Source organism: Curtobacterium sp. MCJR17_055 (genome assembly GCF_003224335.1).
In the GTDB taxonomy this organism is placed as follows: domain Bacteria; phylum Actinomycetota; class Actinomycetes; order Actinomycetales; family Microbacteriaceae; genus Curtobacterium.
The window spans coordinates 441,097-459,229 of record NZ_QKLF01000003.1; the positions used below are offsets into that span (position 1 = coordinate 441,097).

Consider the following 18,133-nt stretch of genomic DNA (forward strand, 5'->3'; position numbering starts at 1 on the left):
TCGGCGCAGGTCCGGCGGGCTCCTCCGGGGCACGCGGCGGTAGGGTCGTCGCGTGTTCGGACGTCGTGAACCCCGCCCCGCTGCCCCTGACGCGTCCGGCGTGCCGGACCTGCCCGTGCTCGGCATCGGAGCCGTCGTGCGGGTCGTGCCGTCGGACCGGGGCGAGCAGTGGGCGGACGAGCCGATCGGGCTCATCGTCGCGCCGGGCGGCGCCCAGCTCGCCGGGTACGCGGGCGCAGGGGTCCGGGTGGCGTGGGTCGTCGAGTTCGACGAGCCCGCGTACACGACGGACGGCCGCGGCCCCTTCGAGCGCGCGACCGTCCAGAGTCGTCAGTTGGTCCCGGTCCCGATGGACCCGGTGACCGAGCCGGTGGACGCCGGAGCGTCCTGACCGGTCAGCAGGATCAGTACTCCTCGGAGCCGGCCTTCATCATCGCGGCGGCCGCCATGCAGGTGCCCACACCACCGATGACGCCGATGCCGATGATGATGCCTGCGATGAGCTCGAGCATGGGGTGACTCCTCGTGGTCCGGGGCCGGTGTGGCTGCGTCAAGGCTACCGGACGCCGGACGCCGGGCGTTGGAGGGTTCCCACCATCGGGACGAGGCGACGCCGGGTGGTGTTTGTGGGGCGGCACGGCGGTCATGTCATGCGCAACACGGGTGCTTACGCTGGTGAGGTCGGACCGCCGTGGCAGTGGCGCGGTCCGGAACCGCGCAGTCCAGGAGGCACCCGATGGTCGACACCGCACCGAGCCGCACCAGCAGCACCAGCGCCGGCAGCACGATCCGCACCAGCACCGGTGGGGTCAGCGCGCCGAAGGCCGACGCGACCGGGGACACCGCAGCCGGGACGCCCGCGGGCGGCACCGACACCGACGTCCGCATCGACGTCGACCTGCTCGCCGAGCACCTGCTGGGCCGCTGGGCCGAGGACCGCCGCATCTCCCGCCGTCTCGTCCGCGACCCCGCGCTGCACAAGATCGAGGGGCAGCCCCTCGCCGAGCACCGTGCGCGCACGCTCGAGCAGCTGCGGATCCTCGTCGACGCCGGCGCGATCCAGCGTCCGTACCCGCCGGAGTTCGGCGGCCAGGACAACCACGGCGGGAACCTGGCGGCGTTCGAGGAGCTCACCGTCGCGGACCCGTCGCTGCAGATCAAGGCCGGGGTGCAGTGGGGTCTGTTCGGCTCCGCGGTGCACCACCTCGGCACCGAGCGCAACCACCGCGAGTTCCTGCCCGGCATCATCGAGTTCGACGTGCCCGGGTGCTTCGCGATGACCGAGACCGGCCACGGTTCGGACGTCCAGAACATCGCCACGAGCGCGACCTACGACCCGGAGACGCAGGAGTTCGTCGTGCACACGCCGTTCCGCGGTGCGTGGAAGGACTACATCGGCAACGCCGCCCTGCACGGCAAGGCCGCCGTCGTGTTCGCCAAGCTCGTCACCCGGGGCGTCGACCACGGCGTGCACGCCTTCTACGTCCCCCTGCGCGACGACGAGGGTGCCTTCCTGCCCGGCGTCGGCGGCGAGGACGACGGCGTCAAGGGCGGCCTGAACGGGATCGACAACGGCCGGCTCTGGTTCGACCGCGTCCGGGTCCCGCGCACGAACCTGCTCAACCGCTACGGCGACGTCGCCGAGGACGGCACGTACTCCTCCCCGATCGACTCTCCCGGGCGCCGCTTCTTCACGATGCTCGGCACCCTGGTGCAGGGACGGGTCTCCCTCGACGGCGCCGCGGTCGTGGCGCAGAAGATCGGGCTGCAGATCGCCCTGACCTACGCCATGGAGCGCCGTCAGTTCCCGACCGGCGACGGCCAGGAGGGGGTCCTGCTCGACTACGGCCGCCACCAGCGCCGGCTCATCCCCCGCCTGGCGACGGTGTTCGCCCAGTCGTTCGCCCACGAGAAGCTGCTGCAGACGTTCGACGACGTCTTCAGCGGCCGGCAGGACACCCCGGAGCGCCGGGAGGACCTCGAGACGCAGGCTGCGGCCTTCAAGGCCATGTCGACCTGGTCAGCCCTCGACACGCTGCAGGAGTGCCGGGAGGCGACCGGCGGTGCGGGCTTCCTCGCCGAGAACCGGATCACGGGCCTCCGTGCCGACCTCGACGTCTACGTGACGTTCGAGGGCGACAACACGGTGCTCCTCCAGCTCGTCGGCAAGCGTCTGCTCACGGACTTCCGCAAGGCCGCGCCGCGCGACGCGGCGTCGACGGCGAAGTTCGTCGCCGCGCAGGTCGGGTCGAAGCTGGCGGACGCGACCGGTCTGCGCCGACTCGGGCAGACGGTGTCCGACCGAGGGTCCCTCGCGGCTTCGGTCGCGGACCTGCAGGACCCGGAGACGCAGCGCGCCCTGCTCGTCGGTCGGGTCGAGACGATGGTCACCGAGATCGGCATGCGCCTCCGCACCGCCGGTAAGGACCGCGCCCGCGCCGCCGTGCTGCTGAACCGCTCGCAGCACGAGTTGATCGAGGCGTCGAAGGCGCACGCGGAACTCATGCAGTGGGAGGCGTTCACCGAGGCGATCGACGACGTCCCCCCGGGCGACACCCGCACGGTTCTCGTCTGGCTCCGCGACCTGTTCGCGCTCGGGCTCGTCGAGCAGCACCTGGACTGGCACCTGCTGCACGGGCGGATCTCGGCGCAGCGGGCCCGGGCCGTGTCGGCGTACGTGGACCGGCTGGTCGCTCGACTCCGTCCGGTGGTGCCGCAGCTCATCGCGTCCTTCGGGTACGAGCCGTCGCACGTGCGCTCCCCCATCGCGAGCGGTGCGGAGCAGGCACGACAGGACGAAGCCCGCGCGTGGTACGAGGCCGAGCGCGCCGCCGGACGGCTGCCGGAGCAGGAGAAGAAGCCCCGCCCCTGATCGCCGGACCCGGCCGGAGGTCGCCGATCAAGCCGCTCGGCTCGATGCCGAGCAGGTCGAGCCGCTGGGCTTGATCCGGAGGGTCTGACCGACGCCGTCGCCCGTCAGCCGACGGGCGGACGGGGGGCGCCGAGCGCTGCGCGCAGCCGCGCCTCGGCGTCGTCGTCGGCTCCGGCAGCGGCGGCGACGTTCGCCTCGGCCACGGCACGGACGACCTCTTCGCGCTGGATCTTCACACCGCGGGGCGCGTCGATGCCGATGCGGACGCCGTCGCCCCGGGAGTCGAGCACCGTGATGACGATGTCGTCACCGATGAGGATCCGCTCGCCGACCTTGCGCGTGAGTACCAGCACCCGGCAAGCCTAGCGACTCCGCGTCGCCGCCCCCGTCCGGGACACGGCCCGGTGCCATCGGCGGCCCGAGGACGGGCGGTCAGAGCGTCCGGACGGGCAGACCGAGCAGGTACACGCTGTCCGGCGTCGCGGTCTCCTCGGTGCCGATCGCGAGCACACCGGCGAGCGGCACCGGAGCGTCCGCCACCGCGGCGAGCATCGCGAGGGCGTCCTCGTGCTTGCGCCCGGCGTCGACCACGACCCAGACCTGGTCGGGTGCGAGCGAGGTGGTCGTCGCCACGTCGGTCCACGCCGCGACCGCGAGCAGCGCCACGCCGTCCCGCACCGCGTCGGCGCGCGCGAGGATCCCGCTGCGTCGGTCGGACGCCGGTGTCGCCCGCAGACCGTGCCGACTGGCGAAGACCCCGGCGGCGGCGTCGACGTCGGCCGCCCGACCGACGAGGAGCACGAGGTCGCCGTCGGCCGAGCAGACCGCGGGTGCGGGGGTCCGGACGGGCGCGGGAGCCGCGGCCGCGGGCAGCTCGGGACGCAGGTCGGCCCACGGGTCCGCGGCCGACGGGTCTGCGACCCACGGGTCGGGGGCCCTCGGGTCCGCGTCCGGGCCTCCCGTCACGGCGGACGCGACCGATGTGGTCGACGCACCGGGCGCGGCGGACGCCGCCCCGGACGGGACGTCCTGGAGGCTCGGCTCGGCCGGCACGGGACCGGCGACGGCCCGGCGCGGCGGGGCCAGTCCGTCGGCCGTGAAGCCGTCGAGCACCGAGGCGAAGGCGTCGGCCCGGGTGGTGGAGGTCCCGTCGGTGTCCGCGATCCGGGCCTCGGCCGCCTCGGCGTCGGCGAGGAGCGCTGCGATGCCGATCCGCCTGGCGGGTGACGCGGCGATCGTGACGCGGGCCGTCGGCGGGTCGAGGGGGTCCGGGAACTCGACCGTCGCCTCGACGTGCGCCCGGCGGAACAGTCCGGCGACCCCACCGGTCGTCACCCGCTCGGCGGCGACGATGCGGGCCGCGGGTCCGAACTCGGCGAGGACCGCGGCACGGACCTCGTCGAGCGTGGCGCCGCTACGCTGCGATCGGATCGGCGGCACGGACCACTCCCACGGTCTCGATGGTGGACCCCGCTGCCGTGGCCTCCTGGTACGAGAGCACGGGCAGGCCGTTGGCCTGCGCGGACACCATGCGGTGCACGGCCGGGCGGAGTTGCGGGGCACAGACCAGGACGGCGGAGAGCCCCTGCTCCTCGACGGCGCGGACCGAGTCCCGCACGGAACCGAGCACCTGCTCGATCCGGTGCGCGTCGAGGAGGATCTGGGTCCCCTGCTCGGAGGGACGGAGCCCCTCGAGCATCGCCTGTTCGAGCACCGGGTCGATCATGATCACACGGAGCACGGCGCCGTCCAGGTGGCGGGCGGCGAGGGCCGGACCGAGCGCGGCCCGCGCGGACTCGACGAGACCCTCCGGGTCGGTGGAGACCTTCGCACGGAGGGTCAGCGCCTCGCAGATGCGCCCGAGGTCGTTGATCGGCACGCGCTCGGCGAGCAGGCCCTGCAGCACGCGCTGGAGTTCGGCCATCGAGAGCATGCCGGGGACGAGTTCCTCGACCGCAGCGGGGTTCACCTGTTTGACGCCCTCCGCGAGCACCTTGACGTCCTCGCGGGTGAGCAGACGAGCGGCGTTGTCGCCGATCACGGCCTGCAGGTGCGTGACGAGCACGGAGACCCGGTCGATCACGGTCGCGCCGGTCATCTCGGCGGCGTGCCGGAGTTCCGCGGGCACCCACTTGCCGGCCAGTCCGAACACCGGCTCGACGGTGGGGTCGCCCGGCAGGCCGTCGAGCTGCTCGCCGAGGGCCAGCACGCTCCGCGCGGGGGCGGTGCCACGGCCGGCCTCGACGCCGGCGATGCGGATCGCGTAGGTCGACGGCGGCAGGTCGATGCTGTCCCGGGTGCGGACCGGCGGCACGACGATGCCCATGTCGACGGCGATCTTCCGGCGGAGGGCCCGGACCCGGCCGAGCAGGTCGTCGGACGCGCCGGAGACCATGTCGACGAGGTCCGGCGCCAGGAGGATCTCCAGCGCGTGCACGCGCATTTGCTCGAGCAGGTCCTCGGGGGTGTCGCTCGGGGGTGCTGCGGCCGCGATGGCCTGCTGCTCGGCAGCCGTCGCTGCGGCACGCTTGGCGTTCTGGCCGATCCGCCACCCGGTGAAGAGGAGAGCCGCGCCGATCAGCAGGAAGGGCAGGATCGGCATGCCGGGGATGAACCCCATCGCGATCGCCGCCGCACCGGCGATCATCAGCGCGGTGCGGGACTGCGAGAGCTGGTCGGACGCCGACGTGCCGATGTCGGACTCGGCGCCCGAGCGGGTGACGATCATGCCGGTCGACACGGCCATGAGGAGCGCCGGGATCTGGGACACGAGGCCGTCGCCGATGGTGAGGATGCCGTAGTGCGACAGCGCGTCGGTGATCGACATGCCGTTCTGCAGCATGCCGATGGCGATCCCGCCGACCAGGTTGATGACGAGGATCAGGATGCCGGCGATCGCGTCGCCCTTGACGAACTTCGACGCACCGTCCATCGCGCCGTAGAAGTCGGCCTCGGCGGACACCGCCGCGCGGCGCTCCTTCGCCTGGACGTCCGTGATGAGCCCGGCGTTGAGGTCCGCGTCGATCGCCATCTGCTTGCCCGGCATGGCGTCGAGGGTGAAGCGGGCGCCGACCTCGGCGACGCGCTCGGCGCCCTTCGTGACGACGACGAACTGGATCACCACGAGGATGAGGAAGATCACCGCGCCGATGATGACCGAGCCGGCGACGGCGACGTGCCCGAAGGCCTGGATGACGTCGCCCGCGAACCCCTGGGCGAGCACGAGGCGGGTCGAGGCGACGTTGAGCCCGAGCCGGAACAGCGTCGCGACGAGCAGCAGCGACGGGAACACCGAGAAGTCGAGCGGCTTCTTCACGAAGAGCGTCGTGAGCAGGATCACCAGCGCCAGCAGGATGTTGCAGATGATGAGGACGTCCAGCAGGAACGGCGGCACCGGCAGGATCAGCAGCAGGATGATGCCGACGATGAGCACCGGGACGGCGAACTTCGGCAGGTCGGCGCGCTTCATGCGGGGAGGGCCTCTCCGGGAGCGTGGTCGGTGGCGGGACGCGGTGTCCGGAGCTTGCGGGGGCGGACGTCGCCGCTGAGCGTGGTCGGGTCGAGCACGGTGGCGACCTCCTCCGGGGTGGTGGGGCGGGGCGGGGTGTGCGTGCCGCTCGCGGCGCCGTGCGCGGCGAGCGTCATGACGAAGGACAGGACGCGGGCGACCGGGGTGTAGAGGTCGACCGGGATCTCCTGGCCGAGCTCGCACGCCGCGTGCAGCGCACGGGTGAGTGGGACGTCCCGCACCATCGGCACGCGCTCCTCCTCGGCCTTCTGCCGGATGGCGTCGGCGACCGGGCCGGCCCCCTTCGCGACGACCTTGGGTGCCGACTTGCCGGCCTCGTACTTGATCGCCACGGCGTAGTGCGTGGGGTTCGTCATCACGACGTCGGCGGTGCCGATGGCCGCGATCATCCGGTTGCGGCTGGCGGCGAGCTGTCGGGACCGGCGCTGCGACTTCACGAGCGGGTCGCCCTCGGCCTGCTTGTTCTCGTCCTTGACCTCGCGCTTCGTCATCATCGTGCGCTTGCGGTTCCGGCGGATGACGACGAACACGTCGAGGGCGGCGAGCACGAGTCCGGCGGCGACGGCGGCCTGCAGGAGGGTGCCCGCGCCGGCACCGGCCGCCTCGAGGACACTGGTCAGCGGCAGGGACCCGCTCGACATGAGGACGGGCACGAGTCCCTGCACCGCGAACCAGAGCACGAGGCCGACCACCGCGGTCTTCAGCAGTGCCTTGACGCCGTTCCACAGCGCCTGCGTCCCGAACACCCGCTTGAGGCCGGCGACGGGGTCGAAGTGGTCGGGCTCCGGCGTGAGCTTCTTGACGTGCACCCCGCCCTGCGCGACCGAGGTGGCGAGCACGGCGACCGCGACGACCCCGAGCATCGGACCGAGCGTCGCGCCGATCGAGCCGAGGGCCTCGTCGAACACGTGCCGCATGGTGCCGACGGTGGGGTCGGCGATGACGAGCGCGACGGCGCGCATCTGCTGCTGTCCGGCGGCCGACGCGTGCCCGATGAGCGAGGGGAACATCAGCGCGGCGGCGGCGATGCCGATCCAGGCGCTGAGGTCCTGCGACCGGCCGAGCTGCCCCTTCCGGCGCACCTCGCGCATCCGCTTCGCGGTCGCTTGTTCGGAGCGTTCTCCGCTGTCCGACATGCCGTCACCCCCTGCCCGTGATGGCCTGCACGGCGTCGCCGGTGAGGGACGACACGACACTCGGCAGCGCCATGAACAGTGCGCCGGCGAACAGGACGGTGAGCCCGATCTTGATCGGGAAGCCCATCTGGAACGCGTTGAGGGCGGGGGCGACACGCGTGAGCAGCCCGAGGCCGACGTCGGCCAGGAAGAGCACGACCACGAGCGGCCCGGCGATCTGCAGCGCGGCGAGGAACATCTGCCCGAAGGCCGCGACGAGCATCGGGGCGACGCCGTCGATCGGGAACCGTCCGTCCACGAGCGGGACCCCGTCGAACGAGCGGACGAGTCCCCCGATGATGAGCTGGTACCCGCCGGAGGCGAACAGCAGCGCGAGGGACGCCATCTGGAACAGTCGGGTGAACTGCGCGCCGTTCACCTGCGACTGCGGGTCGAACGCCTGCGCCAGCGTGAAGCCGCCGAACAGGTCGATGAGGGCTCCGGCGGACTGCACCGCGGCGAAGACGAGGTACACCATGAAGCCGAGGACGAGGCCGACGAGCAGCTGCGTCACGAGCGCGACGAGGAAGGTCGCGGTGTCGAGTTGCTCGTAACCGGCGGTCACCTTCGGTGCGACGCCGATCGCGAGCCCCAGGCCGAGGATGACCTTCACCACGCCGGGGAACGCGCGGTAGGAGAACGGCGGGGCCACGACGAAGAACGCGACGAGCCGGACGCCGGCGAGCATCGTGCCCTCGAGCCGGGCCGCGTCGAACAGCAGCTCCATCAGCCGCTCCCGAGCAGCTTCGGGATCATGTCGAACGCCACGTGCGTGAACGCGACCATCTCGGAGATCATCCAGTTGCCGCAGACGACGAGCGCGACGGCGACGGCGAGGGCCTTCGGCACGAACGAGAGCGTGACCTCCTGGATCTGCGTCACGGACTGGAACAGCGAGATCGCGAACCCGACCACGAGCGAGGTGACGAGGACGGGCGCGGCGAGCTTCCCCGCGACGAGGAGCGCCTGGAGGGTGAGGTCGATGACCGCCTGCTGGTTCACGGGTGCCTCCCGGGCCGGACCGCGCTAGACAACGTGGTAGCTCTCGATGAGCGACGTGATGATGAGACCCCACCCGTCGACGAGGACGAACAGCAGGATCTTGAACGGCAGCGAGATCATCACCGGCGGGAGCATCATCATGCCCATCGACATGAGGGCCGCGGAGACGACGAGGTCGATGACGAGGAACGGGATGAAGATGACGAACCCGATGATGAACGCGCTGCGCAGCTCGGAGATGACGAACGCCGGGATGACCGTGGTCATCGGCACGTCGGCCATCCGCGCGGGGTTGTCCCGACCGGCCGCGCGGGTGATGAGGGCGACGTCCTCGTCCCGGGTCTGGTGCAGCATGAAGGTGCGCAGCGGTGCGGTCCCGGCGTCGACGGCCTGCTGGAAGTCGATCTTCCCGGCGAGGTAGGGCTGCAGGGCGTCGTCGTTCACGTGGCCGATCACCGGTGCCATCACGAAGAGGGACAGGAACAGCGCGAGTCCGGCGATCACCTGGTTCGGCGGGATCGACTGCAGGCCGAGGGCGTTCCGGGTCATCGCGAGGACGACGAAGATCTTCGTGAACGACGTCATCATGAGCAGCAGCGCCGGGGCGACGCTGAGCAACGTGATCCCGATGAGCGTGACGACGGCGGACGACGGGGTGCCGTCCGGCCCGTTCACGTCGACGCTGAAGCCACCCGTCGACGGGGTCGCGGGCGCGGACGGCGCCGCGGGGGCGGAGGGCTCGACGACGCCGGCGGCGTGCGCTCCGGTGGTCGTGAGCATGAGGAAGCCGGCGACCACCGTCAGCCCGAGGAGGACGAACAGCAGGAGCCTGCCCGTGCGGGCGGCGCTCACCCGGTCCGCCGCGAGCGGAGGACCGACGCCGCCTGGCGCCAGGTGTCCGCCGAGAGGATCGACCCCTGCAGCTGGGCCGCGGTCGGGACGACCCGCGTGTCCGCCGCACGGACCGTCCGGAGGGCACGGCGGCCGCGCGGCCGGAGCGGCAGTGGGTCGGTGACGCGTCCCTCGGCGTCGGCCGGGGCGGTCGCGACGGCCGGGAGGCCCGGTGCGGCCTGGTCCTGCCGGTCGAGTTCCGCGCCGAACGCGTCGGCCGTCGGCAGCGCGACCGGACCCGTCACGATCGTCAGCTCCGGTGCGGGCGCCTGCCCGCTCGTGAGGAGCGTCACGCCCTGCTCGGCGACGCCGAGGACGAGCCGCTCACCGTCGACGTCGACCACGACGACGCTCGCCTTGCCGCCGATCGCCTGACGGCCGACGACCTCGACCGAGGCCGATCGACGCCCGCGCGCGCGGGCGGCGCCGAACTGCCCCTTCTGCATGCGTCGGTGCAGCACCCACATGAGGGCGAGCACGACGCCGAGGGAGAGCGCGACGCGGAGCGCGATGACGAGCGTGTCCACCGGGCTCAGACCGTCTCGGCGACGTCGAGGATCTTGGTGATGCGGACCGCGTAGTCCTGGTCGACGACGACGACCTCGCCGTGGGCGATGAGGCGGCCGTTGAGCAGGACGTCGGCGGGCGCCCCGGCCGAGCGGTCGAGTTCGACGACCGCGCCGGGCTCCATGCCGAGCACGTCGCGGACGGACATCCGGGTGCGACCGATCTCGACGGTCAGGGTCATCTCGACGCTGTTGATGCGGCCGAGATTGCCGGCGGGCAGGGTCGGCGCCGCGCTGACGGTCTCGGCGACGGTGCCGTTCTCGCGGATCCGGACGGCGATCCAGCCGGCCGGCGCCCCGGCACCGCTGAGGGCGAAGACGACGGTCTCCGGGTCGGCGACGAGCGCGGCGGCGGACTCGCGGCGGCCCTCGCTGAGCACGCCGGCGCCGAGCGGTGCGACCGCGGCCTCGAGCGACGGGCGGAGCACGTCGGCCACCGAGACGAGCCCGGAGTCGACGCCACCGGCGGCGGTGATGCCGCCCAGGTCGAGCAGGACCACCGCGAGGTCCGCGGACACGCCGCCGACGAACGAGGCGACCACGGCGTCGACCGCGCGCGCCTGCAGGTCGGGGGTGGGGCCTCCCGGCTGGACGGTCGCGACGAGCGGGACGGGGGTGGGCAACGCGCTCGCGAGCGCCTCGGCGGCGGTCGTGTGCAGCGTGGAGGTGACGACGGTCATGCGGACGGCTCCGATGCGGTGGTGGTGACGACGACGCCCGCGAGCCGCGAGCCGTTCGCGCCGACGGCGGCGGTGCCGACGGGTTCACCGTCGACGGAGATGGTGAGCGGGCGGTGCTGCGGGTGCGGCAGGGGCAGGACGTCGCCGACGGCGAGGCCGAGCACCTGGGCCGGCAGCACGGTCGCGGGGGCGAAGCGCAGGGCGACGCCCACCGGCACGGCGGCGAGCTGGGCGTCGATGAGGGCCTTCGCGTCGGCCGTCGAGACGTCGGCGGGCCGGTCGACGAGCTGCGGGAGGACGGCCTCGGCCGGGAGGGCGAGGGTGCCGTCGGCGATGCGGTCGCCGACACGGATCTCGAAGGACGCGACGATCATCAGGTCGGACTTCTGCGCGGCCTGGGCGAACTGGCTGTTGAACTGGAAGGCACCGGCGGACACCGGGCGCTCGAGCAGCCCGCCGAGCGAGTAGCGGAGGTCGTCCAGCGCGTCCTCGACGAGGCGGCGGACGAGGGCCTGTTCGATCGGTGTGAAGGTGCGTTCCGGCGTCGGCAGCGGCTTCGAGGCACCGAGCGAGTGCGACACCCAGGTCAGGGCGGCGTCGAGCGGCACCTGCAGGACGCCCTTCGCGGCGACGTCCTCGATCGGCAGCAGCACCATGCCGGTGAGCGCGGGGAGCGACGCAGCGTACTCGTCGTAGGTCATCATCGCGACCTGCTCGCACGTGACCTGGCTGAGGACGCGCACCTTCGCGGTCAGCTGCGTGCCCCACTGGCGGGCGAAGGTCTCGAAGGCGAGCTCGAGGACCCGGGCGTGCTCACGCGCGAGCGTCGACGGGCGCGCGAAGTCGTACACCTCGGGCGCGGTCAGGGTCTCGGTCACGAAGCGCACTCTCGGCCACCGGCGGGCGGCCGTCAGCTCTGGCCCCTCTTCTGGGGCGACGTGGCGCTACCCGGTGCGGGCCCCGTCCTGCGCGGAGGCGAGGGCCGGCATGAGGGCGCTGACGTCCTGGTCGGCGTTCGACAGGACGACGATGTCGACGCGGCGGTTCAGGGCGAGGTCCTGCTCCCGGGTCCCCTTGGCCAGGGGGCGGCTCGACCCGAAGCCGACGGATTGGATGCGCTCGGCCGGCATCTGACCGCGTTCGACGAGGTCCCGCAGCACCCCGGTCGCGCGGGCCGAGCTGAGCTCCCAGTTCGTGGCGTACGGGGCGGTGGAGTTCCGGCTGTCGGCGTGCCCCTCGACGCTGACGTCGTGGTCCGCACCGCGCAACACCGGCGCGATGGCGTCCATGATCTGCTTCGCCTGGTCGGAGAGGTCGGCGCTGTTCGTGCCGAAGTACGTGTCGCTGCCGACGAGCCGGACGGTGAGGCCGCGGGAGTCGAGGCGGAACTGGACGTTGGCGTCCTGCCCGGCCTTCTCGAGGTTCCCCGAGATGGCCCGCTCGATGGCCTGCAGGTCGTCGAGCTCCTCCTTCGCCGCCGCGAGGTCGGCCTTCGTCGCCGATGCCGGCACGACGGCGGCCGCTGGGTCGGCGTTCGTGTCCTCGGCACCGGACGCCGCCGTGGAGTGGTCGGCCTGTGCTTTGTCCACCGAGTAGCCCGTGCCGTCCTCGACCTCGTCCTTCGTGACGATGGTCCCCGAGGCGGTGTCGATCTTCTGCGACTCGACCTCGCCGAACCCGGTGGCGAGCGACTCCTTGAGGGCCATGTACTTGTCCTGGTCCACGGAGGACATCGCGAACAGCACGAGGAACATGCACATGAGCACCGTGATCATGTCCATGTACGAGGCCATCCAGCGCTCGTCGGGGTGCTCGGCTTCGTCGTGGCCGCCCTTCTTCCGGCCGCGTCCGCGACCGCGGGGGTTCGCGCTCACGGTCAGGCCGCCAGCTGCTGGTCGTCGGCGTCGGACTTGTTCTTCCCGCCCTTGCCCGATGCGCCACGGGCGCTCGGCGGCACCATCGCGGTGAGGCGCTCCCCGAGGAGCCGAGGCTGGCTGCCGGCCTGCACGGCGAGGAGGCCCTCCATGAGGAGCGTCTGCCGGTCGGACTCGAGCTGCGCGAGCTTGCGGAGCTTGCCGCCGAAGGGCAGCCAGAGGAAGTTCGCGGTGAGCAGGCCCCAGAGCGTGGCGACGAACGCACTCGCGATGAGCGGCCCGAGCTCGTCCGGCTTGCCGAGGTTCGCGAGGACGTGGGTGAGCGAGACGACGGTGCCGATGATGCCGACCGTCGGGGCGAAGCCGCCGAGGCCCATGAAGAACGCGCTCGCGCTCCGCATCGGCGCCGCGTTCGACTCGATCTCGTCCTCGAGCAGGATCCGGAGCTCGTCGCCGTCCGTGCCGTCGGCGATGTTCTGCAGGGCCTTCTTCATGAACGGGTCGTCGTGCTTGTCGGCCTCCTGCTCGAGGGCGAGCAGGCCGTTCGCGCGGGCCGTCTCGGCGAGCCCGACGACGTCGTCGATGACGGTCTGCGGCGGCGTCACCTTGCCCGTGAACGCCTTGGGCACGGTCTTGAAGGCGGCGAGGGCGTCCTTGAGGGTCGTGCTCGCGACGCCGCAGCCGATGGTGGCGACGAACACGAGGAGCATCGGTGCGGGCAGGAAGAGCCCCGCCATCTCGACGTGCTCCATCTGCGCCATGCCAAACAGGGCGCCGAAGGCCAGGAGGATCCCGATGATGGTCGCGATGTCCATCTCAGCGCCCCCCGTCCTGCGAGCGGAGGGTCGCCACGGGGGCGAGCGTGGGCTGCGGCCCGGTGGTGGTCAGGTCCCGCGCCGACGGCAGGTCCGTCCCGTAGGCCATGCTGACGATCCGGGCGCGGTACGCGGCGATCCGCTCGATGACCTCGGCCAGGGACTCGCGGACGATGTACTTCGCCCCGTCGACCATGATGAGCGTCGTGTCCGGCGTCTCCTGGATGCGCTCCACGAGATCGGGGTTGACAGCGAATCCGCTGCCGTTGAGTCGTGTGACGACGATCATGGCCCGTCCTGGTTCTCGATCGACCCGCCGCCGTCCGTGGGGCAGGTGTTCGACCGCCCGTCCGTGGGTGGTCAGTGCGCACTATCGGCTCCCGGCGCGTCCCCGTAAGTGCGGACGAAGCCGAGGCGCGTTCGCCCGGGGCGACCGGACGACGGACGGGAGGCTCGTCACCGGCTGGTGGCGAGCCTCCCGTCCGTCGGGTCGCGGCGGACCGGTCAGACGACCGCGATCTCGTTCGGGACGCCCGGCAGGCGGTCGCTGGTGGCGATGACGTCACCGCTGGTGAGGTCGACCGCCGTGACGGTGCGCTCGGCCGGGTCGGTGACGTACGCGACGTCGTCGACGACCTTCAGCGCCGGGTGGGCGTCCTGCCACTCGGCGGGGCCCTCCCACTCGTCGATGACGGGGAAGCTGTCGAGCTCCTCGCCGGTCTCCTCGTCGAACACGTGCAGGGCGCCGTCGCTGCCGAGCGCCACCGCGGAGTCCTCCGGCCCGCGGGCCAGGTCACGGAAGGTGAAGCCGACGCCGTCCGGCATGTCGGCGACACGGTAGTCGCCCGTCGCGGCGTCGATCAGGGCGATCTGGTCGAGGAGGTAGCCCTCGGAGTCGGGGTCGTCGTTGAAGTCGCCGACCGCGATGCTCGACGACTCGGTCGTGAACAGGTTCCCGCTGCGGCCGTACTCGGTCGGGGCGTCGACCTTCTCGAACACGCCGTCCCGGTACACGAGCGCGCCGTCCGAGCAACCGAAGACGGCGACCTCGTCGGCCACCGTGCCCTCGCCGTGCACGTCGGGGCACTCCTCGGAGCGGGCGGTCTCCTGACCGTCGGCGTCGAGGGCACGGACGCCGGAGCGCGACTCCTCGGTGCCGATGGTGGTGAGGAGGGTGCCGTCCTCGAGCTCGATCGCGACGCCGTGGTGTGCGGCCTCCGACTCGGTCGTGTCGACCTCCGGCAGTCCGCCGCCCTCGACGGCGCTCGCCAGGTCGGCGGTGTCGAACGTCGTGACGTCGCCGGAACCGTCCGCGAAGAGCGCGGTGCGGTCGCCGTGGACGACGACGTGCCCACCGGTGTCGGCGGGGAACGTGACGTCGGTCAGGGCGGAGTCCGCGCTGGTGCCGGCCGCGGTGTCGAGCACGCGGAAGCCGTCGGGGACGGTCACCATCACGTGGCGGTCGTCGCCGGCCGGGTTGACGCGGGTGAAGCCGTCGACGGTGTGGTCACCGACGACCTGCAGGTCGCGGTCGAGGACGAGCAGGCCGCCGTCGTAGGTGAGGGCGATGCGGTGGCCGGTGTCGGCGCCCGCTGCGTCCGGACCGGGCGACGCGCTGTCGCTGGCGGCGGGGGTCCCGGAGCCGGCGCACCCGGTCAGGAGGAGGGCGGACGCGCCGAGCAGCACGGCCGGGGCGAGGAGGGTCTTCTTCGTCATGACCAACACTGTATTGATTCTCATTCTCATCCGCCAACCGACAGGCCGTCGACGATGGCGTCGGTGTTCGAGCGCATCATCTCCAGGTACGACGCCGCGCCCTCACCCTCGGCGGTGAGGGACTCGGTGGCGAGGGACCGGATCGCGACGTGCACGTCCACCTCGTCCGCGAGCACCTCGGCGAGACGGGCGGGCTGGGACGCGTCGACGAAGATCGTCGGCACGTCGGCGTCCTCGATCGCCGCGGCGAGGTCGCGGAGATCCGCGGCGCTCGGCGAGGCGAGGGTGGTGCCGCTCGGGATCACGGCCCCGACCACGCGGAAGCCGAACCGGTCGGCGAGGTACCCGAACACGTGGTGGTTCGTCACGAGGGCACGGCGGTCCTCCGGCAGCGCGGCGAACGCGGCGGTCATGTCCCCGTCGAGCGCCTCGAGGTCGTCCCGGTAGCCCTCGAGTGCCCTGTCGAGCGCGCCGTCGTCCAGCCCGGGGACCTCGTGGAGCTCCTCGCCGAGCGCGTCCACGACGGCGGTCATGCGGGCCGGGTCGGTCCAGAAGTGCGGATCGGGGCCGCTGGCGTCCTCGCTCGTCCACTCGAGCACGTCGACCGCCTCCCCCGCCGTGAACACCCGGACCCCGTCGGACGCGGCTGCCGCGACGTGGCGTGCGACGCCCTCCTCGAGCCCGAGGCCGTTCTCCACGACCAGGTCCGCGGTCCGCAGCCGGGCGGCCTCCTGCGCCGAGACCTCGAACGAGTGCGGGTCGGAACCGCGTGGCATGAGCACCATGACGTCGGCACTGTCCCCGACCACACGCTCGACGACGTCGCCGAGGATGTTCGTCGTGACCGCGACGAGTGGTCGGTCGTCACGCTCCGCCGCGGAGCAGCCGGTCGTGCCGAGCGCCACGACCGCGACGGCAGCCACGACCGCGAGCCGCCGGACGCCGGTCACCGGCCGACCTCGGCGAGCACGTCGGGCCGGACCGGCACGTCGATGGAGCGGGCGACCCGGGCGTCGTCGGCGAAGTCGACCTCGTGCACGACGGACTCCTCCGGGTCGGAGAGGTAGGCGCGCTGCGCGTCGAGCTGCAGGGTCGCACCGGCAGCGGACGACACGAGGGGCTCGGTCGTCACGGGAGCGGAGTCCCCCTCGGACCACACGAGGACCCGTCCGTCCGCATCGAGCGCGACCACGTGCTCGTCGGTGTCGTCGACCGCGACGACCTGGCGCAGGGGGCGGTCGGTCGGGACGTGCTGCCAGGAGCGCTCCCGGGTGTCGAGCAACCAGTAGCCGGTGTCCCCGGCGAGGGCGGCCACGGTCGGCCGACCGGTGCGGTTCGCGAAGTCGGTCGCGCGCGGCAGCGTCGATCCGGCAGGGACGCCGACCGTCTCGACGACCGGGTCGCCGCCGTCCGGGTCCTCGGTGACGAGCACCGCGCCGTCCGCGCACCCGATGACCGCGCCGACACGGGTGACGATGCCGCCGGCCGGGTCGCCGCATGCGGCGTCGACGCCGGTCGGCTCCCCCGCGGCGTCGAGCACCCGGACGCGGTCGCCAGCGGCGTCACCGGAGACGAGGAGCGTGCCGAGCGGCAGGAGGACGCCGGCGTCGTCGACCCTCGCGGTCTCCCGCACCTCGCCCTGGCCGAGGGCGTCGCGGTCGAGGGCGACCGCCCGGCCGGACGCCGACCAGGCGAGGGTCGTGGTCGACTCCGAGGAGGCGATCGTGACCGACCCTGCGCCGTCGAGGCTGCCGACGACCCGGGCCGCGGCGTCGTAGTAGTGCGTGTGGTCGCCGTGGTCGACGGTCCAGGCGCCGCCGTCGACGATCGTCGTCCGCTCCCCGTCGCTCGTGGCGAGGAACCGGCCGTCGGTCGCCGCGTGCTCCGGAGCCGGGACGTCGTCGAGCGACTCGGTCTCGGCGGCGAGCAGGTCGTGGACGGCGACGCTCCCGTCGGCGTCGGCGAGCAGCAGCCGGAGCTGGGGCTCGGACGCCTCGGACGCGCCCTCGACGAACCCGTGCGGCTTCGCCGAGGTGGACGACGGTCCACCGGAGGCGCCGGGCGGGTCGGTGTCCGGTGCGGAGCAGGAGCTCAGGAGGAGCGCGGCAGCGACGCCGAGCGCTGCCGGGACGGCGATCGGGGCTGGTCGGGTGCGGAGGTGGTGCATGGTTCCTTCCGGGGACGGTGGACGAGGAGACGGGTCGCACGGCGGAGACCGTGCGAGACGACGACGGCGACGATCGCGACGAGGGCGATGCTCGCGCCGGCGGCGGTGCCGGCGTGCCAGGAGACGAGCAGGCCGGTCGCGACCGCGGCCACCCCGAGCACCGCGCCGAGCGCCATGGTCGGGCCGGTGCCGCGGGTCCACGCACGGGCGGCCGCGGCGGGGGCCAGGAGCAGCCCGACGACCAGCAGCGTCCCGACGGCCCGGTAGGAGGCGACGACGGCGAGGGTCACGAGCGCCACGAGGACGACCTCGGCCAGGCGCGGCCGCAAGCCGAGCGTCGCGGCCTTGCGCGGGTCGAACGCCGCGGCCGTGAAGGGTCGGTGGAACACCGCGGCGACGGCGAGGGCGGCACCGGCTGCGACCGCGAGCGTGCCGAGGTCGGCGGTGGTGACCGCGAGCACGTCGCCGAACAGGATCGCGGTGACGTCGGTGGCGAAGGACCGGGACCCGGACACGATGATGACCCCGAGCGCGAGCATGCCGACGAAGAGCAGGCCGATCGCCGTGTCGTACGACAGGCCGCCACGGCGACGGAGCGCCTGCACGCCGACGACCATCACGCCGGCACTCACGGCGGCGCCGAGCACGGCCGGGACGCCGGTCAGGGTGGCGACCGCGACGCCGGGCAGCATGCCGTGCGCGAGCGCCTCGCCGAGGAACGCCATCCCCCGGACGAGCACCCAGGTCCCGACGACGGCACAGAGCACCGCGGCCGTGGCTCCGGCGACGAGGGCACGGAGCATGAAGTCGACGGAGAACGGGTCGGTCAGCCAGGTCACGGGCGAC

The 18,133-nt window shown here is 72.8% G+C and carries 19 protein-coding genes; 2 read left to right on the top strand and 17 right to left on the bottom strand.

Annotated elements, in window-relative coordinates:
* The first annotated feature begins 52 nt into the window (after positions 1-52).
* Together DEJ16_RS09550 and DEJ16_RS09555 are read left to right on the top strand one after the other, a co-directional pair.
* Entirely contained in the window at positions 53-391 is a 339-nt protein-coding gene (locus tag DEJ16_RS09550) for a hypothetical protein (protein ID WP_146232858.1), read from the top strand.
* 345 nt (positions 392-736) lie between these two features.
* Positions 737-2,872, top strand: coding sequence for an acyl-CoA dehydrogenase (locus tag DEJ16_RS09555; RefSeq protein ID WP_110824894.1), 2,136 nt, complete (start codon positions 737-739; stop codon positions 2,870-2,872).
* A gap of 104 nt (positions 2,873-2,976) precedes the next feature.
* On the opposite strand, the gene csrA is transcribed toward DEJ16_RS09555, so the two are convergent.
* The 17 genes from csrA to aztB form a co-directional block, all read right to left on the bottom strand.
* Positions 2,977-3,225, bottom strand: coding sequence for a carbon storage regulator CsrA (csrA, locus tag DEJ16_RS09560; RefSeq protein WP_110824893.1), 249 nt, complete (start codon positions 3,223-3,225; stop codon positions 2,977-2,979).
* Between the two features lie 79 nt (positions 3,226-3,304).
* Positions 3,305-4,312, bottom strand: coding sequence for a hypothetical protein (locus DEJ16_RS09565; RefSeq protein ID WP_110824892.1), 1,008 nt, complete (start codon positions 4,310-4,312; stop codon positions 3,305-3,307).
* Entirely contained in the window at positions 4,287-6,341 is a 2,055-nt protein-coding gene (locus DEJ16_RS09570) for a flagellar biosynthesis protein FlhA (RefSeq protein WP_110824891.1), read from the bottom strand. The genes DEJ16_RS09565 and DEJ16_RS09570 overlap by 26 nt, the downstream gene beginning before the upstream one ends.
* Positions 6,338-7,537 (bottom strand): flagellar biosynthesis protein FlhB, encoded by a 1,200-nt coding sequence (locus DEJ16_RS09575; RefSeq protein ID WP_110824890.1) that lies wholly within the window; start codon positions 7,535-7,537, stop codon positions 6,338-6,340. The genes DEJ16_RS09570 and DEJ16_RS09575 overlap by 4 nt, the downstream gene beginning before the upstream one ends.
* Positions 7,538-7,541: 4 nt before the next feature.
* On the bottom strand, positions 7,542-8,303 hold the full coding sequence (locus tag DEJ16_RS09580) for a flagellar biosynthetic protein FliR (protein ID WP_110824889.1): 762 nt from the start codon (positions 8,301-8,303) through the stop codon (positions 7,542-7,544).
* The gene (locus DEJ16_RS09585; RefSeq protein WP_110824888.1) at positions 8,303-8,578 is read right to left on the bottom strand and encodes a flagellar biosynthetic protein FliQ; all 276 of its coding nucleotides are present in this window, start codon (positions 8,576-8,578) and stop codon (positions 8,303-8,305) included. The genes DEJ16_RS09580 and DEJ16_RS09585 overlap by 1 nt, the downstream gene beginning before the upstream one ends.
* A 24-nt stretch (positions 8,579-8,602) precedes the next feature.
* A complete protein-coding gene (gene fliP / locus DEJ16_RS09590) occupies positions 8,603-9,430 on the bottom strand; it encodes a flagellar type III secretion system pore protein FliP (protein WP_110824887.1) in 828 nt (275 codons plus the stop codon).
* The gene (locus tag DEJ16_RS09595) at positions 9,427-9,996 is read right to left on the bottom strand and encodes a flagellar biosynthetic protein FliO (protein WP_110824886.1); all 570 of its coding nucleotides are present in this window, start codon (positions 9,994-9,996) and stop codon (positions 9,427-9,429) included. Before DEJ16_RS09595 ends, fliP begins: the two co-directional genes overlap by 4 nt.
* A 5-nt stretch (positions 9,997-10,001) precedes the next feature.
* Positions 10,002-10,715 carry a flagellar motor switch protein FliN gene (gene fliN / locus DEJ16_RS09600; RefSeq protein WP_110824885.1) on the bottom strand — a complete coding sequence of 238 codons (714 nt, stop codon included), beginning with the start codon at positions 10,713-10,715 and terminating at the stop codon, positions 10,002-10,004.
* A complete protein-coding gene (locus DEJ16_RS09605; RefSeq protein ID WP_110825195.1) occupies positions 10,712-11,593 on the bottom strand; it encodes a flagellar motor switch protein FliM in 882 nt (293 codons plus the stop codon). Before DEJ16_RS09605 ends, fliN begins: the two co-directional genes overlap by 4 nt.
* A gap of 66 nt (positions 11,594-11,659) precedes the next feature.
* The gene (locus DEJ16_RS09610; RefSeq protein WP_110824884.1) at positions 11,660-12,589 is read right to left on the bottom strand and encodes a flagellar motor protein MotB; all 930 of its coding nucleotides are present in this window, start codon (positions 12,587-12,589) and stop codon (positions 11,660-11,662) included.
* Between the two features lie 2 nt (positions 12,590-12,591).
* On the bottom strand, positions 12,592-13,404 hold the full coding sequence (locus DEJ16_RS09615; RefSeq protein WP_110824883.1) for a motility protein A: 813 nt from the start codon (positions 13,402-13,404) through the stop codon (positions 12,592-12,594).
* A 1-nt stretch (position 13,405) separates the two neighbouring features.
* Positions 13,406-13,693, bottom strand: coding sequence for a flagellar FlbD family protein (locus DEJ16_RS09620; RefSeq protein WP_110824882.1), 288 nt, complete (start codon positions 13,691-13,693; stop codon positions 13,406-13,408).
* Between the two features lie 215 nt (positions 13,694-13,908).
* Positions 13,909-15,120: a hypothetical protein gene (locus DEJ16_RS09625; protein WP_110824881.1), complete on the bottom strand. Its 1,212-nt coding sequence runs from the start codon at positions 15,118-15,120 to the stop codon at positions 13,909-13,911.
* 26 nt (positions 15,121-15,146) lie between these two features.
* Positions 15,147-16,070: a metal ABC transporter substrate-binding protein gene (locus DEJ16_RS15965; protein ID WP_258365892.1), complete on the bottom strand. Its 924-nt coding sequence runs from the start codon at positions 16,068-16,070 to the stop codon at positions 15,147-15,149.
* The gene (locus DEJ16_RS15970) at positions 16,067-17,287 is read right to left on the bottom strand and encodes an ABC transporter (RefSeq protein ID WP_146238001.1); all 1,221 of its coding nucleotides are present in this window, start codon (positions 17,285-17,287) and stop codon (positions 16,067-16,069) included. The genes DEJ16_RS15965 and DEJ16_RS15970 overlap by 4 nt, the downstream gene beginning before the upstream one ends.
* Positions 17,212-18,126 (bottom strand): zinc ABC transporter permease AztB, encoded by a 915-nt coding sequence (gene aztB, locus DEJ16_RS09635; RefSeq protein WP_110824880.1) that lies wholly within the window; start codon positions 18,124-18,126, stop codon positions 17,212-17,214. Before aztB ends, DEJ16_RS15970 begins: the two co-directional genes overlap by 76 nt.
* Positions 18,127-18,133: the final 7 nt, after the last annotated feature.